Source organism: Klebsiella sp. KE9456 (genome assembly GCF_043832615.1).
Classification (GTDB): domain Bacteria; phylum Pseudomonadota; class Gammaproteobacteria; order Enterobacterales; family Enterobacteriaceae; genus Klebsiella; species Klebsiella indica.
In genome coordinates, this window is sequence record NZ_JBDYQK010000011.1 from 134,773 (window position 1) to 151,489 (window position 16,717).

Annotated in this window: 13 protein-coding genes, 1 CRISPR repeat array and 1 riboswitch; of the genes, 9 read left to right on the forward strand and 4 right to left on the reverse strand. The window is 57.1% G+C overall.

Features of this window, described 5'->3' with window-relative positions:
- The first annotated feature begins 39 nt into the window (after positions 1 to 39).
- A complete protein-coding gene (locus ABK821_RS13270; protein ID WP_138359959.1) occupies positions 40 to 954 on the forward strand; it encodes a LysR family transcriptional regulator in 915 nt (304 codons plus the stop codon).
- Positions 955 to 1,018: 64 nt separating this feature from the next.
- On the opposite strand, the gene ABK821_RS13275 is transcribed toward ABK821_RS13270, so the two are convergent.
- Positions 1,019 to 2,362 (reverse strand): NCS2 family permease, encoded by a 1,344-nt coding sequence (locus tag ABK821_RS13275; RefSeq protein WP_142502258.1) that lies wholly within the window; start codon positions 2,360 to 2,362, stop codon positions 1,019 to 1,021.
- Between the two features lie 2 nt (positions 2,363 to 2,364).
- On the reverse strand, positions 2,365 to 4,176 hold the full coding sequence (locus ABK821_RS13280; RefSeq protein ID WP_138359957.1) for an adenine deaminase: 1,812 nt from the start codon (positions 4,174 to 4,176) through the stop codon (positions 2,365 to 2,367).
- 130 nt (positions 4,177 to 4,306) lie between these two features.
- Between ABK821_RS13280 and ABK821_RS13285 the strand changes: the two genes are divergently transcribed.
- On the forward strand, positions 4,307 to 5,230 hold the full coding sequence (locus ABK821_RS13285) for a LysR family transcriptional regulator (RefSeq protein ID WP_343179024.1): 924 nt from the start codon (positions 4,307 to 4,309) through the stop codon (positions 5,228 to 5,230).
- Between the two features lie 188 nt (positions 5,231 to 5,418).
- Positions 5,419 to 6,364: a CRISPR direct-repeat array (repeat unit 29 nt; unit sequence ATGTTCCCCGCGCAAGCGGGGATAAACCG).
- A gap of 248 nt (positions 6,365 to 6,612) precedes the next feature.
- On the opposite strand, the gene ABK821_RS13290 is transcribed toward ABK821_RS13285, so the two are convergent.
- Positions 6,613 to 7,035 carry a universal stress protein gene (locus tag ABK821_RS13290; RefSeq protein ID WP_343179023.1) on the reverse strand — a complete coding sequence of 141 codons (423 nt, stop codon included), beginning with the start codon at positions 7,033 to 7,035 and terminating at the stop codon, positions 6,613 to 6,615.
- A 173-nt stretch (positions 7,036 to 7,208) separates the two neighbouring features.
- Positions 7,209 to 7,305, forward strand: a riboswitch (TPP riboswitch).
- Positions 7,306 to 7,339: 34 nt separating this feature from the next.
- On the opposite strand from ABK821_RS13290, the gene thiM reads away from it, so the two are divergent.
- The 3 genes from thiM to fbaB all read left to right on the forward strand — a co-directional run bounded on the left by thiM (position 7,340) and on the right by fbaB (position 10,255).
- Positions 7,340 to 8,113 carry a hydroxyethylthiazole kinase gene (gene thiM, locus ABK821_RS13295; protein WP_138359954.1) on the forward strand — a complete coding sequence of 258 codons (774 nt, stop codon included), beginning with the start codon at positions 7,340 to 7,342 and terminating at the stop codon, positions 8,111 to 8,113.
- The gene (thiD, locus tag ABK821_RS13300; RefSeq protein WP_142502256.1) at positions 8,110 to 8,910 is read left to right on the forward strand and encodes a bifunctional hydroxymethylpyrimidine kinase/phosphomethylpyrimidine kinase; all 801 of its coding nucleotides are present in this window, start codon (positions 8,110 to 8,112) and stop codon (positions 8,908 to 8,910) included. The genes thiM and thiD overlap by 4 nt, the downstream gene beginning before the upstream one ends.
- Positions 8,911 to 9,202: 292 nt before the next feature.
- Positions 9,203 to 10,255, forward strand: a complete 1,053-nt coding sequence (fbaB, locus tag ABK821_RS13305) for a class I fructose-bisphosphate aldolase (protein WP_138359952.1) — start codon at positions 9,203 to 9,205, stop codon at positions 10,253 to 10,255.
- A 134-nt stretch (positions 10,256 to 10,389) separates the two neighbouring features.
- On the opposite strand, the gene ABK821_RS13310 is transcribed toward fbaB, so the two are convergent.
- Positions 10,390 to 11,331 carry a sugar-binding transcriptional regulator gene (locus ABK821_RS13310; protein ID WP_138359951.1) on the reverse strand — a complete coding sequence of 314 codons (942 nt, stop codon included), beginning with the start codon at positions 11,329 to 11,331 and terminating at the stop codon, positions 10,390 to 10,392.
- 206 nt (positions 11,332 to 11,537) lie between these two features.
- On the opposite strand from ABK821_RS13310, the gene dalD reads away from it, so the two are divergent.
- The 4 genes from dalD (at position 11,538) to ABK821_RS13330 (ending at position 16,564) form a co-directional block, all read left to right on the forward strand.
- Positions 11,538 to 12,905, forward strand: coding sequence for a D-arabinitol 4-dehydrogenase (gene dalD, locus ABK821_RS13315; protein ID WP_343179022.1), 1,368 nt, complete (start codon positions 11,538 to 11,540; stop codon positions 12,903 to 12,905).
- Between the two features lie 9 nt (positions 12,906 to 12,914).
- Positions 12,915 to 14,384: a xylulokinase gene (xylB, locus tag ABK821_RS13320; RefSeq protein ID WP_343179021.1), complete on the forward strand. Its 1,470-nt coding sequence runs from the start codon at positions 12,915 to 12,917 to the stop codon at positions 14,382 to 14,384.
- 183 nt (positions 14,385 to 14,567) lie between these two features.
- On the forward strand, positions 14,568 to 15,845 hold the full coding sequence (gene dalT, locus ABK821_RS13325; protein ID WP_343179020.1) for a D-arabinitol transporter: 1,278 nt from the start codon (positions 14,568 to 14,570) through the stop codon (positions 15,843 to 15,845).
- A 56-nt stretch (positions 15,846 to 15,901) separates the two neighbouring features.
- Positions 15,902 to 16,564, forward strand: coding sequence for an HAD family phosphatase (locus ABK821_RS13330; protein WP_138360045.1), 663 nt, complete (start codon positions 15,902 to 15,904; stop codon positions 16,562 to 16,564).
- The last annotated feature ends 153 nt before the right edge of the window (positions 16,565 to 16,717 follow it).

Consider the following 16,717-nt stretch of genomic DNA (forward strand, 5'->3'; position numbering starts at 1 on the left):
TGCGCCTGTTTTGAGAATAATCCAGGTTTGGGGGTTCCTATGTTCAGGCTGGAAGATCTGGCATTGTTTGTCCGCGCAGCGGCATTGAACAGTTTCAGCGATGCGGCGCGGGAAGCGGGGCTGCAGCCCGCGCAGGTCAGCGCGGCGATCAAGCGTCTGGAAACGATGCTGAATATTCGTCTCTTTGCCCGTTCAACACGGAGTTTACGCCTGACGCCGGAAGGGGCGATCTGGCTACCCTACGCGACGCAAATGCTCGATACTTTGCATGCTGGTTTGCAAAAAATTCACCCTCAGGATGATGAGGTTCACGGCACGTTACAAATTGCCGTACCGTCGGATCTTGGGCGTAATCTGCTTCTGCGTGTGTTTCGTGCTTTTCGCCAGCGCCATCCTGCGCTGCATTTACGGATTCTGTTTTCTGACCATCTGACCGATGTGTTTAAAGATCCGGTAGATGTTGCGTTTCGCTACGGTGATAATGGCAGCGCCTCGTTTATTTCTTTGCCGGTTGCGCCGGAAAACCGCCGGGTGCTGGTGGCCTCACCGGGCTGGATTGCCGAACATGGCGAACCGCAGACGCTGGCGGATCTGGCGCGACACAATGCGCTGACTTACGTGCTGCGAGGCAGAGCGTTCGACCGCTGGCCGCTCAGTCTGGATGGTCAGGTACACCACGTTCAGGTTTCCGGCACTATTGTGAGTGATGATGCGGAGGTGATTCGTCGCCTGGCCATTGCCGGGGAGGGCATAGCGTTTAAATCTCAACTGGACGTCGGCGATGATATCCGTGAAGGGCGGCTGCAGGTTCTGCTGCCGCACTATCAGGGAGATCGGGTGCCGCTGAATATGATTTGTCCACACCGCAAGCAGCTCTCTGCCGCGGTGCGCTTGTTGTATCAGGAGGTGAAAGCATACTGTGAAGCCATCAATTCCCCGATAGCGCTGCGCTGACAGGGCGACGTGGTTCATGCCGCGCGCGTTCGGGCCAGGGGCAACGCCCCGCTTGCGGGATAAGTTAATGTTTCACCAGCGTTGTAAAGTAGTACACCAGGGGAACAGAGAGGATCCACAGGCCAATCGGGATTTCCCGCCATTTTCCGGCAATGGTCTTAATCACCACGTAAAACAGCAGCCCACCGGCAATCCCGGTCCCGAAGCTATTGGCAATCAGGGTGATCATCACCATCATCAGCACCGGCAGCCCGTCGGTGAAATTCGCCAGATCCACTTTGCGCAGACCGCTGAACATATTCAAACCGATCAGAATCAGCGCAGGGGCGGTAGCCTCTTTTGGGATCATGAGCGCGACAGGCGTAAACAGCAGCATCAGCAGGAACATCACCGCCGCCGACAGCGCGGTTAACCCGGTTTTGCCGCCAGCTTCCGCGGCCGCCGAAGACTCAATCAGCGCGGTAGCCGCCGGAATACCGAGCCAGGGGCCAATGGCGGCGGCGATCGAGTCGACCATAAACGGGCGATTAATATGCGGCATATTGCCTTCTTCATCCAGCAACCCTGCTTCGCCGCCCACCGCCAGGGTGGTGCCCATCGTGGAAAAGAATTCCGAAGCGAAAAAGACGAACAGGAACGGCAGAAAGGCGATATTTAGCGCGCCGATCATGTCGATTTGCCCAAGCACCGGCGTCAGCGAGTGGGGCAGATCAATAAAGCTCTGCGGTAGTCTGGTCACGCCCATTGGAATACCGATGAGGGTGGCGAAGAGGATTGCCCACAAAATCGAACCGGGGATTTTTCTTGCCTGCAGGGCAATTGCCAGAAACAGTCCGCAAAGCGCCACCAGCGCTCCCGGAGAGAGAAAATCGCCAAGCATCAGGGCATGGGTTTTGGCGTTGGCCAGCACCAGCCCGGCGTTGCGAAACCCCAGCACGGCGACGAACAGCCCGATGGAGGCCGTCAGACCGAGCTTAATGGACTGCGGCACCGAACGGGTGACCACTTCGCGCAGGCCGAATTTGGTTAGCAGGAAAAACAGAATCCCCGACCAGCAGGCGATACCGAGACCGACCTGCCAGCCAATTCCCTCGCTGCCCGCGAGCGTCACGCCGACCAGTACCGAGCCGCCGATCCCCGGCCCGACGATAAACGGCAGGTTGGCGTAAAACGCCATCAGTAGCGTGCCGCCGATAAATACCAGAATCGTACCGGTGGTCGCCGCGCCTTTATCCATTCCGCCCACCGCCAGCAGACCGGGGATAACCACCAGCAGATAGGCGGCGGCGAGAAAACCGGTAATACCGGCGAGGCACTCGGTGCGCAGCGTGCTGCCGCGGGAATACAAAGCAAAACGGCGCTCCAGCCAGCTTGCTTGCGTAGAGGTATGAAGGGTATTGTCGGCCATGCTCAGGCTCCCTGAAGATTATTGTTGTGATGCGTGTGTTCCGGGATTTCCCGGCAGTCTATCAGCGGTTCGACTATCTGGCGGGTGCTGCCGTCGGTCAAACCTAAATCAGTCAAATGCGGACCGGCATTACAGGCGAGGCAGGTGCCTTCAATTGCCTTAAACACGCGGTACGGTGGTTGCCAGTCCGCAATCTCGGCGCTCAGATCGCGAAGCTGGCGGAACTGCCGGGCCAGTTCCGGAGCCGGTAAGTCGGAGAGCATTCCGGCAATCGGCATCGCCACGTGAGCGAGAATGTTGCCCCGCTGCGACAGCGCCATGCCGCCGCCGGATGCGATCAGTCGGTTTGCCGCCAGCGCCATATCGTCGGCATCGCGGCCCAGTACCACCAGGTTATGCGAGTCGTGTGAGTAGCTGGTGGCGATAGCGCCGCGCAGCTCCCCCCAGCCCTCTAACAGGGCGATTTGCGGCGTCGCCCGGTGGCGACCGTGGCGATGCTTAACCCAAATCAGGCTAAAGCCGTCCGGGAGTTGCACTTTGCCATCGCGAACCTGTACCTCAACTTCACCCCACTGGGTAAAACGCGCGCCGCGAATATGCCGCAGGCGGGCGACGCCGTGGCGAATATCGCCGACGCGGAGGACAAAATCGTCAGGGCTTAGCGGCGCAATCCGCAGCGTGTCGCGCGGCGGCGTTACGCCGCTCGCCGCCGGAACCGGCTGGAGCAGGGCGCCGTTTTGCGCAATCAGCTTACCGGCGACGTAGACTTGCCGCGCGTTAAGCTTTTCTAATGAATCGAAAGCGACCAGATCGGCGCGACGCCCGGCGGCAATTAGCCCCAGATCGTGACGCTGCAGACGGATCGCCGCGTTGAGGGTCGCGAAGCGCAAGACGTCGGTTACCGGCAGGCCCTGTTCAATCAGTAGATTGAGCAGGGCAATGATCCCACCTTTTTCCAGTAGCATATCCGGCGGGACATCATCGGTGCAGACGGTGATTTGCGAGGAGAGATGCGGCAGCGTTTTCAATGCTTTAACGATCTCCGGCAGCAGGTAAGGGTGCGAACCGCGAATTTCGATAGTCAGCCCGGCGCGCAGTTTTTCCAGTGCATCTTCCGCTGAGGTCAGTTCGTGATCGGACGTGACGCCGGCGGCAAGATAGGCCTGGAGATCCGCGCCGCTCAAACCGCGGGCGTGGCCTTCAATCAGCTTACCGCTGTCCAGACCGGCCTGAACGATCTCCTGCATCCGCTCGCTGCCGTGCAGTACGCCATGCATATCCATCACTTCCGCGACGCCGCGTACTTCCGGCCATGCCAGCATGGTTTGCATCTCCGCGCCAGCAAAATCGGCGCCAGACATCTCCAGCCCCGGCGTTGACGGCACGCTGGAGGGCGCGGCCACCATTACCTGCAAGGGGAGATGGCGACTGGCGGCGACGGCATAGCGCACACCGTCCACGCCCAGTACGTTGGCCAGTTCATGGGGATCCCAGAACACCGCCGTGGTGCCCTGGGCCAGGACGATTTCAGCATAACGTTCCGGCGGCAGGTGAGAGCTTTCAAGGTGGACATGAGTATCCATCAGCCCTGGCGACAAAAAACATCCCGCCAGGGAGCGATGTTCGCGGGCATCGGAACGGCTGCCGCGTGGATGTACGCTGGCGATGGTTTCACCGACGATGCCAACATCGGCCTCGCGGATTTCGCCGGTCGCCATATCGACAATCTGCGCGTCGGTCAATAAGAGATCGAACGGGGATTCTCCGCGAGCGGCCTGAACGGCGCGACGGCGGATTTCAGCACTGCTGGACATAACATCTCCGGCACAAGGATAATGCGGATACTCTAGGGGCAGTGCAAACGTTTGCCCAGATGAATAAATTTATCGCCCGATAACTTCGGGTTATTCTGCAGAATAATCGTTAGTGAAGACGAAGAATCCTATGACCGAACCCTGGCAGCGTCTGCCTGCGCTCTCCCTTAAGCAGATCCAGTATTTTGTGACCCTGGCTGAGCTACGCCATTTCACCGATACCGCTAATCGCCTGGCGATCAGCCAACCGGCGCTAAGCAGCGCGCTGCGGCAAATTGAGACGGTACTGGGCGGGAAGCTGGTCAATCGCACGGCTTCTGCGGTTACTTTGACCGATCTGGGGGCGGCGATTTTGCCGCATGCCCGGCGGGTATTGAGCGTGGCGCAACTGGCGTTTCAGGATATGCGGCAGATTGTCGAAGCGGGTGGCGACGGTACGGTACGTATTGGCCTGGTGCCCTCGGTTAGCTCGCTGCTGTTTCCGTTGTTGCCTCAGACGCTGGCGCAGGCTTTTCCGCGCCTTAGGGTGGAGTTTCACGATCAGACTAACGATGCTCTGTTTTGCGAGCTTTTGTCGGGGAAGATAGATTTTGCCGTAGGCGCCATTGATCGTTCGTTGCCGCCTGAACTGCAGGTTTATCCTTTGCGTGAAGATCCGTTCGTTGCGGTACTGCATCGTGACGATCCGCTGGCCGGGCAGCCGCATTTACCGTGGAAGCTGCTGGCGGGGCGCGATATTGCGGTATTCTCAAAAGGTAATATTCAGCGTCTGGTCGGGGCGCTGGTGGAGAGCCATCGGCTGACGTTAAATACCCGTTATCAGGTGGACTATATTGAAACGCTATATGGTCTGGTGCGCTCCCGGCTGGCGGTGGCGATTTTGCCTGAGCTCTATACCACCCACCTTCAGGGCCCTGCGTTGAAGATTGCTCAGCTTCAGCAGCCAGCGCTGACGCGGACCGTGGCGCTTATGCGCGGGCCACAGCCCCTGCCGCCGTTAATTGAAGCGTGTTTTTGTTTACTGCAGAGTTCGCTGCGGGAAGTGGATTTGTAGAGGCATTCTGTAGAGGTATAGCTATCGCCGCTTGTTTTGGTGAAATACGAGAGAGGCAATGGAATACAGTATCGTGTCTTTTAAAATCAAAGCGTTATAGCTCTTTAATAAAATCATGTTGTTGCAAAAATGTCGGTAGAATGTTTTGTGTCGATAAATTTATTATAAAACAATAAGATATATTTAGTATGTTCCCCGCGCAAGCGGGGATAAACCGCATCCTGACTGTCGGGGGATTACGGTTGATGAATGTTCCCCGCGCAAGCGGGGATAAACCGCCATCACCGCCCACGGTGCGCAGGGGGCGAGTATGTTCCCCGCGCAAGCGGGGATAAACCGCCGGCGCCAGCTGGGCCAGCCAGAATAAAGGTATGTTCCCCGCGCAAGCGGGGATAAACCGCCCGCGCTCTTCATATTTTGTTGCGGCCCCCGCATGTTCCCCGCGCAAGCGGGGATAAACCGCACATCTGGATTTAGCGAACGGCGACCGTTTTATGTTCCCCGCGCAAGCGGGGATAAACCGTCGGCCAGTATCCGCAGATCGGCCCACGTTCTATGTTCCCCGCGCAAGCGGGGATAAACCGGAGACAAAATCATATCCAGTCAATGTTTCCCCATGTTCCCCGCGCAAGCGGGGATAAACCGTACAAATTCCGGAGCCCAGAAAGTGAAATATTATGTTCCCCGCGCAAGCGGGGATAAACCGGGCAGGTGATTAATCCGCGCAAAGCCGTGAAAATGTTCCCCGCGCAAGCGGGGATAAACCGGGCCCTTGGTTACAAAAGCCGATTTGGATTAAATGTTCCCCGCGCAAGCGGGGATAAACCGAAGTCGCGGATCAGGCGGTACTGGCTGCGACCATGTTCCCCGCGCAAGCGGGGATAAACCGGGCGGCTGGTGGGTGTTGTAGCACCCGACCAGCATGTTCCCCGCGCAAGCGGGGATAAACCGGGACAGAGTATCGTTTTTAGCCATTTTTTTTCATGTTCCCCGCGCAAGCGGGGATAAACCGGCATCGCGTTGTTGTGTACGGCAGGCTCGCGGATGTTCCCCGCGCAAGCGGGGATAAACCGCAGGGAGTATAGTTTTATGCTCAGAAAAGTTCATGTTCCCCGCGCAAGCGGGGATAAACCGCGCAATGTGCTGACCGAGCTAATGAAGGCTCGTGGTCTGGCTACAGTCTTCCACACTGATCTGGATGCCCTGAAGCCGAACGGGTAAGGATTCAAACTGACGACCAGTAAGAGGCTGATGACAAACCTGTATCAAACATTGTGCTCGCGTTTCTACCGGATGGCGGCAAAAGCCTGACCTGTCTCATTGGCAACAGCGCTGCGCCGGTATGGTGGCCCGGACAGACTCAGCGCCTCCGGGAAAGGATGCTAAGGCAGATGCTTGATCAGCACGTCGGTGGCCAGGTGATTAATGTATTCCATAGAGTGCGAGGAGAGCACGCCCAGCAGCCGGTTATGATGCCCGGCGATAATCAAATCGATATTTCGCTGGCGCACGCACTCTTCAACATCGGCAAAACGACGAGTGGTGACCAACGAGAGCGTCTGCACAGGGATAGGGACCGTCGCCGCCAGTTCGCTCAGCAAGGCTTTAGCCTGAATGACCTCCTGAGAAACGTCATCATCCAGCAGACTATCGGAGACATAATTCAGCGCCCGGTAGTCGGTACTGATATGAGCAATGGTAATACGCAGGGCGTTCTCTTCCGCCATTTTGGCGGCGTGCTGGAGCAACGGAACACCATCAAGGCTGTTGTTGATCAGCACCAGAGCATGGTGATAAACGGGCATAGCGACACCTCAAAGTAAGGTTGCACTTTTTATCATAGTGTATCCGTCGTGAGGGGAAAGCAAATCCAACAATGTGCTGTACCGCTAAATATTCTTACATTATTTCTCTTATCAGCAGTCGCTTGCGTTGTGTAGAGACATACCGTAACCTGCCTGCTGAGAACGTTTTATCTCTCAATGACTCGGGGTGCCCTTCCTTGTGAAGGCTGAGAAATACCCGTACCACCTGATCTGGATAATGCCAGCGTAGGGAAGTCAGAGACCGCAGGGTCGTCGCTTCTTCATCGCCTGGCGGGAGCAAACGATGCCTGACCTGCTAAACCCCGCGCAAATTGCCCGTCTGCGGCACCTTTTACGCAGCCATTCCCCCCTTATTCACTGCATGACGAATGACGTGGTGCAGACATTTACCGCCAACGTGCTTTTAGCGACAGGCGCTTCGCCCGCGATGGTTATCGACCCGGACGAAGCCAGCCAGTTTTCTGCGATTGCCGATGCGCTGCTGATTAATGTCGGCACCCTGACGGTAGAACGCGCCGCGGCGATGCGCGCGGCGGCGCACAGTGCGCGGCAGGCGGGAAAACCGTGGGTGCTGGATCCAGTAGCGGTTGGCGCACTAACGCTGCGCACTGAATTTTGTCGGCAACTGCTGGCGCTACAGCCTGCCGCGATACGCGGCAATGCTTCGGAAGTGTTGGCCCTTGCCGGAATGAGCGGCGGCGGGCGCGGCGTCGATACCACCGATAGCGCCGCTGCTGCGCTGCCCGCCGCCGAAGCGTTGGCTCGCCAGTTAAATACCGTGGTCGCGGTAACCGGCGAAGTCGATTACATCACCGATGGCCAGCGCACGCTGATGGTCTCCGGAGGCGATCCGCTGATGACCCGGGTGGTTGGTACCGGCTGCGCGCTGTCGGCAGTGGTTGCCGCCAGCACAGCGATGCCCGGCGACCGTCTGGAGAACGTCGCCGCGGCCTGCGGCCTGATGAAACTCGCCGGTGGAAAAGCGGCGCAGCAGGGTGGGCCTGGCAGCTTCACTCCCGCTTTTCTTGATGCGCTGTACGCGGAGGGCGGCCAATGAAACGAATCAATGCCTTAACGATCGCCGGCACCGACCCAAGCGGCGGCGCGGGGATCCAGGCGGATCTCAAAACCTTCTCAGCGTTGGGCGCTTATGGCTGCTCGGTCATTACCGCGCTGGTGGCGCAAAATACCCGCGGCGTGCAGTCGGTGTACCGCATTGAACCCGATTTTGTCGCCGCGCAGTTGGATTCGGTGTTTAGCGATGTACGAATCGACACCACCAAAATCGGTATGCTGGCGGAAGCCGATATTGTGGAAGCGGTGGCGGAGCGGCTGGCGCGTTATCAGATTAAAAATGTGGTGCTGGATACGGTGATGCTGGCGAAAAGCGGCGATCCGCTGCTCTCCGACAGCGCGGTGCAAACGCTGCGCCAGCGCCTGCTGCCGCAGGTGGCGCTGATCACCCCGAATCTGCCGGAAGCGGCGGCGCTGCTGGATGCGCCGCACGCGCGCAGTGAACAGGAGATGCTGGAGCAAGGGAGAGCCCTACTGGCATCAGGCTGCGGCGCGGTATTAATGAAGGGCGGCCATCTGGATGACGCCGAGAGCCCGGACTGGCTGTTTACCCGCGAAGGGGAGCAACGCTTTACCGCGCCAAGAGTACAGACCAAAAATACTCACGGCACGGGCTGTACATTATCGGCGGCGCTGGCGGCGCTACGTCCTCGTTATGACTCCTGGCAACAGACCGTGACGGAAGCGAAAAGCTGGCTCTCTGCGGCGCTGGCGCAGGCGGATTCATTGGAAGTGGGGCACGGGATTGGCCCGGTCCACCATTTCCACGCCTGGTGGTAAACGCCATGACAACGTGCCAGTGGGTAAGGCTGAAAAATTGCGCGCCCGGCTGGAAAATCTGCTGAGTTGGTACCAGGCTTACTCTGCCCATACCCGGCAGACTTCAGGCTGCATATGCGTTGGTTGTGTGACTCGGTTCATTCATCTTTCGCCCGCTTTTGGCTGGTCAGGTGCGTTTCTGACGACGCTGTCGTTCACTGGCCGCCGTCCTGCAACGTGAATGCTCCAGGGTCTAAATAATTGGGCGGGGAAAATGCTTGCCGGTTTCGACCGGCACTTACGGGAGATAGCTATGACTGATATTACGCAGTTGCTTGGCAAAGATGCCGACACACTCTTACAGCACCGTTGTATGACTATTCCAGCCGACCAGCTCTATTTACCGGGCGCGGACTACGTTGACCGGGTGATGATTGATAATAATCGCCCGCCGGCGGTGCTGCGTAATATGCAAACGCTGTATAACACCGGGCGTCTGGCGGGAAGCGGATATCTGTCCATCCTGCCGGTGGACCAGGGCGTAGAACACTCTGCCGGCGCCTCCTTTGCCGCCAACCCGCTGTACTTTGATCCGAAAAATATCGTTGAACTGGCGATTGAAGCCGGGTGTAACTGCGTGGCTTCCACCTATGGCGTGCTGGCCTCGGTGTCCCGCCGCTATGCGCACCGTATCCCTTTCCTGGTCAAACTGAACCATAACGAAACGCTAAGCTATCCGACGGAGTATGACCAGACGCTGTACGCCAGCGTCGAGCAGGCGTTCAATATGGGGGCCGTGGCGGTAGGGGCGACGATTTATTTCGGTTCTGAACAGTCTCGTCGCCAGATTGAGGAGATTTCCGCGGCCTTTGAACGGGCGCATGAACTTGGGCTGGTCACCGTACTCTGGGCTTATCTGCGTAACCCGGCGTTTAAGAAAGATGGCGTCGACTATCACGTTTCCGCTGACTTAACCGGTCAGGCTAACCATCTGGCGGCGACGATCGGCGCGGATATTGTGAAGCAGAAAATGGCGGAAAATAACGGCGGCTATAAAGCGGTGAATTTCGGCTATACCGATGACCGGGTTTACAGCAAATTAACCACCGACAACCCGATTGACCTGGTGCGTTATCAACTGGCGAACTGCTATATGGGCCGTGCCGGGCTGATTAACTCCGGCGGTGCGGCGGGTGGCGAGACCGACCTCTCCGATGCGGTGCGTACGGCGGTAATCAATAAGCGCGCGGGCGGGATGGGACTGATTCTGGGCCGCAAAGCGTTTAAAAAGTCGATGGCCGACGGCGTGAAATTGATTAATGCCGTGCAGGATGTCTATCTCGACAGCAAAGTCACCATTGCTTAACGCGGCGTAGCCCTGACAGATACCGGTGTCGGCGTCCTCTTGCGACGCGGTGTTGACTGACGCTATGGGGCGCCGGGAGCTATGGCTGGGGCCGCTGCCTGTGAGCGGCCACTGTTCCTTTCCGGTTGTTGGCGTCAGCGCGTCAGCAGCCAGCGGGCGGTGTGTTCATCGGTTACCAGACCGTTGATCCAGTCGCCTTTCAGCGCTGCCAGAATAGCCAGACGCTTATACTCCCCGCACGCCACCGCGATACGCGGGCACTGGTTCTGGCGAATATCGTAGCTGGTGATCATTCTGTTGATTTCGCTGTCAACCACGCTGCCTTCGGCATCAATAAAGCGCCCCATGATCTCGCCGATTCCGCCGTGCGCCGTTAGCTCATCCATCTGCGCCTGATTGATAAAGCCGTCTTTAAATATCGGGCTTTGGCTACCCAATGGCCCAATCCCCACAAAGATGACGTCCGCCTGCCGTGCGACGGCAGAAACGCTGCGGAAAAGCCGGCTGGTACACCACATATCATGCTCTTCCTGGGTTTGTGCGTAGCGTGGCGCGGGCCACTGATAGTACTTCGCCTTAATTTTACTGGTCAGCAGTAGCGGGACGTCATCGTAGTAGTTGCACTGACCGTCGGCATCCATGGCGCTGATTAGCGCCACGCAGCGGGTATTCAGGCTATCGAAATCGATGCGTTGCAGCGCTTTCTTCAGGGTCAGGCCAGAACCAAGGCCGATGATTTTCTCTTTGTCGTCCTGCAGATAGCGCGCCATCAGTTGATAGCAGCCAAACGACACGCTATCCAGGGTACTTTCTTCACTAAAGGCGGGGACGATATTGCACTCGATAAGCTGGTATTTTTCCTGCAACAACTGCGCATAATCGAGGCAGTTCGCCACGGGATGATGCAAGCTAATCGATACGATCCCTTCTTCTTTTGCAGCGGCGATCAGCCGCTGTACTACCGGTCGCGAGGTGCCAAGCTGGCTGGCGATCTCGCTCTGATTCTGCCCGGCGATGTAGTACATCCATGCGGCGCGGACCTTTTGATCCAGCCGGATATCATCTTCTTTACTCATGGTTTCCTGCCCCTAAGTGTCTGGCCACGGCAATAAATTCTCCTGGCAATAACCGCATTCTCGCCGTGGCTGGCATAACTGGCAAGCTTTTGCTCAATTTTGGTCATTTGAAATTTTATTGGTCAATTGCTCTTTTGTGATCTATAGCTCTTAAATAGGTCAAATGATCAATTACAGTGACGCCATCAACTCAAGGAGAGCAGAACATGAACAATCAATTCACATGGCTTCACATTGGTCTGGGTTCTTTTCACCGCGCTCATCAGGCGTGGTATCTGCACCGGCTGATTGCTTCCGGAGATAAACGCTGGCATATCGCGGCGGGAAATATTCGCAACGACGCCGAGCAGGTTGTTCAGGCACTGACTGCGCAGGATGGACGCTACGTGCTGGAGACCGTCAGCCCGGAAGGGGAACGCGAATATGAAGAAATCACTTCCATTCAAAAACTGCTGCCATGGCAGGCCGGACTGCAGCCGCTGATTAACGAGGGGGCGAACCCGCAGACGAAAGTTATCGCCTTTACCGTGACGGAAGGGGGTTACTACCTGAATACCGGTTACAAACTGGAAACCAGCAACGCTGATTTAATGGCTGATTTGCAAGGGGGTTGCCAGACGATTTACGGCACCATCGCGCGGATTCTGGAAAAACGCATGGCGGACAACGCCGGGCCGCTCACCCTGCTGAACTGCGATAACGTGCGTCACAACGGTGAACGTTTCCACGACGGTATGGTTGAGTTCCTGCAGTTAACCGGCAAACAGGCGGTGATTGACTGGATGGCTGCCAACACCACCTGCCCGAATACCATGGTGGATCGCATTACTCCGCGCCCGGCGGCTGACCTGCCCGCACGCATCAAAGCGCAAACCGGGATTGATGACAAGGCGCCGGTGATGGGCGAAACCTTTATTCAGTGGGTGGTGGAAAACAACTTCCGCGCTGAGCGCCCGAATCTGGACGCGGTTGGCGTGGAAATGGTGGCGTCGGTGATCCCTTATGAAGAGGCGAAAATCCGTATTCTTAACGCGTCACACAGCTGTATCGCCTGGGCGGGAACGTTAATCGGCCAGCAATATATTCATGAAAGCACCTTAACTGATTTTATCTATGCCATTGCTGACCGCTACGTCACGGAAGATGTCATTCCGTGCCTCGGTGATAACGGCATCGATCTGCCAGCCTATCGCGATGTAGTGCTCAAGCGCTTTACCAACCCGTATATTCAGGATACCAACCAGCGCGTTGCCGCCGATGGTTTCTCGAAAATTCCGGCGATGATCACGCCAACCTTACAGGAGTGCTACCGCCGGGGCGTTCGCCCGGAAGCGACCGCCATGCTGCCCGCGCTGTTCTTTGTCTTTATGGAACAGTGGCATAAGGGAACGCTGCCGTATCAGTACCAGGATGGGATCCTCGACGAACAGGCGGTGCATGAAATGTTTGAAGCTCACGATCCGGTCGCGCTCTATGCCCGCGATAAAGCGCTGTTTGGCGAACTGGCCGACAATAGCGATTTCCTGACGCTGATGCGCGAGAAGATCGCTTCCGTTTATATGCTGATTAACTAAGAGGTGGCTATGTATCTCGGTATCGATCTGGGCACATCGGAAGTCAAAGCGCTGGTCATTGATGAAAACAATGAGGTGATCGCCAGCCATAGCGCGCCATTGAGTATTCAACGGCCCCATCCGCACTGGTCAGAACAGTCGCCGCAAGCCTGGTGGGAGGCGACAGAGTACCTGATCACCACACTGCGGGAGAAATGCGCTCAGCACTGGCCGGCGATTAAGGCTATTGGCCTTTCCGGGCAGATGCACGGCGCGGTGCTGCTGGATGCCGATGGCGAGGTGATTCGCCCGGCAATTCTGTGGAACGACACCCGCTGCGCGCAGGAGTGTGCGGAACTGGAAGAGATAGCGCCGGAACTGCACCAGGTCGCGGGAAACCTGGCGATGCCGGGCTTTACCGCCCCGAAACTGCTGTGGGTACGTCGCCATGAGCCGCAAAATTTTAAACGTACTGCCACGGTTCTGCTGCCAAAAGATTATCTGCGCTACCGGATGACGGGGAAAAAAGTGTCCGATATGTCGGATGCTGCCGGCACGTTGTGGCTGGATGTGGCAAAACGCGACTGGTCTGATTCTCTGCTGAATAAATGCGGCCTGTCGCGTCGCCATATGCCGACGCTGGTGGAAGGTTGCGAGGTTTCCGCCACGCTTGATCCGCAGGTTGCCGGGCGCTGGGGGCTGAACGCTTCGGTCATGGTGGCAGGAGGCGGCGGCGATAACGCGGTCAGCGCCATTGGCGTCGGGGCGGTCTCACCGGGGGATGCGTTTATTTCGCTTGGCACATCCGGGGTGCTGTTTGTGGTGACCGACGCTTACCGCCCGGCCCCGCAGTCGGCGGTTCATGCGTTTTGTCACGTGCTGCCGAATCTGTGGCATCAGATGAGCGTGATGCTCAGCGCCGCAAGCTGTCTGCAATGGTTCTGTCGCCTGACCAGTACGACAGAAATCGCGTTGCTGGAGGAGATTGCCGAGCTTAGCGAGGAACAGAAAGCCAGTGCGCCGTTCTTCTTACCTTATCTCTCCGGCGAACGCACGCCGCATAACGATCCCGAAGCGCGCGGCATGTTCTGGGGAATGAGCCACTCCAGCCAGCGCGCCCAGCTTGGCTACGCGGTGCTGGAGGGCGTGAGTTTCGGCATCAACGACGGTCTGCGGGTGCTGAAAGAGAGCGGTACGCAGATCGATCGCTGTTCGCTGGTTGGCGGTGGCGCCCGCAGTCCGTTCTGGGCGCAATTGCTGGCCGATATCCTCAATATACCGGTGGTGACCCACAAAGGCGGGGAGACCGGCGGCGCATTGGGCGCGGCGCGGCTGGCTTGTCTGGCAGCAGGCAAACCGCTCGCCAGCGTTTGCGAAAAACCGGAAGTCTGGCAGACCTGGTACGCAGACCCGGTTCGCCATCAAACCCTGATGCAGCGCTACGCACAGTTCAATGCGTTGTATGTCAACGACCTGAACTTTCGTCAGCATGCATTTTAATCACCTACCCTAAATAATCCGAATTGCAGCAAGGCGGCGCAGTGAATCGCCAGGCGCTGACATAAGTCAGTGACTGGCGTGAGCAAGGAAGGCAACGCAACTGCGGTTTGAATTATGGCGGGCAGAACAGCCCTCCGGTGAATTCACCGGAGCGGTTTCCTGTATCCTGAAAACGAGGTCATTATGTCCGTAAATAATAAACAATGGCTCGGTTTACCCCTGAATCTGTTCTGGGGATATGTCGCCATTGCCGTGTTTATGACCGGCGACGGTTTCGAACTGGCATTTCTGTCGCACTATATCAAAGAGCTCGGCTTCACCCCGGCAGAGGCTTCATTTGCGTTTACACTGTACGGACTGGCCGCCGCGCTGTCGGCGTGGATTTCCGGCGTTGTGGCGGAAATCATTACCCCGCTTAAGACCATGATGATTGGCTTCGTAATGTGGTGCGTGTTCCATGTGCTGTTTCTGGTGTTCGGGCTCGGCCATGCGAATTATGCGTTGATCCTGGTCTTCTACGGCATCCGCGGCTTCGCGTATCCGCTGTTCCTCTACTCGTTTATCGTGGCCATTATCCATAATGTGAAAAGTGATAATGCCAGTTCGGCGATCGGCTGGTTCTGGGCGGTTTACTCCATCGGCATCGGCGTGTTCGGCAGCTATATTCCGAGCTTTACCATTCCGCATATCGGCGAGTTAGGGACGTTGTGGCTGGCGCTGGCCTTCTGCGTGACTGGCGGCGTCATCGCATTGTCCTCTCTGCGCCATATCCAGACGCCGCGCCATATGCAGAATCTGACCACCCGTGAGAAGTTTTCCGAGCTGGGACGGGCGGCGACGCTGCTCTATACCAACCGTAATATTCTGCTGTCGAGCATGGTGAGGATTATTAACACTCTGTCGCTGTTCGGCTTTGCGGTCATCATGCCGATGATGTTTGTCGATGAACTGGGCTTTACCACGTCTGAATGGCTACAGGTATGGGCGGTCTTCTTCTTTACCACCATTTTTTCTAACGTCCTGTGGGGGATTTTGGGCGAGAAACTGGGCTGGATGAAAGTGGTGCGCTGGTTTGGCTGCATCGGTATGGCGCTCTCCAGCCTGGCGTTTTACTTCATTCCTCAGCATTTTGGTCATAGTTTTGCGATGGCCCTGATTCCCGCCATCGCGCTGGGGATCTTTGTCGCCGCGTTTGTTCCGCTGGCCGCCGTTTTCCCGGCGCTGGAGCCGCAGCACAAAGGGGCGGCGATTTCGGTTTACAACTTGTCTGCGGGGATGTCGAACTTTCTCGCGCCGGCTATTGCGGTGATATTGCTACCGTTCTTCAGCACCATCGGGGTGGTGATCGCCTATACCGTACTGTATGTGGTGGCCTTTTTCCTCTGCGCATTTATTCGCGTTGAGCAGCCGGGGTTTTGCCACAAGGAAACGTCCGCCAGTGAGCAGGTTGAATTCTCTTAATGGTGTCATGTTGTGCGGCTGGCAGGGTATTTATGCCAGCCTTATTGAGGTAGATGATGAGTATTAAAGCGGTTATTTTTGACATGGATGGCGTAATCATTGATTCCGAATATTTATGGCGACAGGCGCAAATCGAAACCCTTGCGAAGTGGGGGGCGACGGTGAGCGTCGATGAATGTGAAACCCTGACCAAAGGAAAACGCCTTGACGATATTGCCCGCATCTGGTGCCAGCACTGCCAGCTTGATGTTGCGCCAGAACGGATTGAAGAGGCTATACTGCTGCGTATCACCAATCTGATTGCCGCCGAAGGTGAACCGATGAACGGCGTGCGCGAGGCGTTACGCTATTTTCGCCAGCAGGGGTATCAAATTGCGCTCGCCACCTCATCGTCCCGGCAGGTTATCTCCGCAGTGCTGAATAAACTCGCTCTTTGGCGCTATTTTGACGTGGTTTCCAGCGCGGATGATGAAGTTCGCGGTAAGCCGCATCCGGCGGTCTATCTGACGACGCTGCGCAAGCTAAATCTCAGCGCCAGCCAGTGCCTGGTGATTGAAGATAGTTTTAACGGATTTTGCGCGGCGCGGGCGGCAGGTATTCCAACGATTATTATTGCCGGGGATTGCCTGGATGGCCGTTTTCAGGCCGCTGCCGGCCGCTATCAGGCTTTGCCTGAACTGCTGGATGCTCTCTCCGCTGAACCGGAAGCGGTCGGATAAATTCGTCATTTGTGGGTGCAGGAGATTTCGGGGTGTACACGGTCTGTTAATCCTTTTTCTGCGCCCACGCTCCTCTCGTTCATCTTGCCGATCGTCCTCGCGTTTCGCTCCCCTTTTGTGAAAACAATCACGTCCTGTTGTGCTAATGCCCAA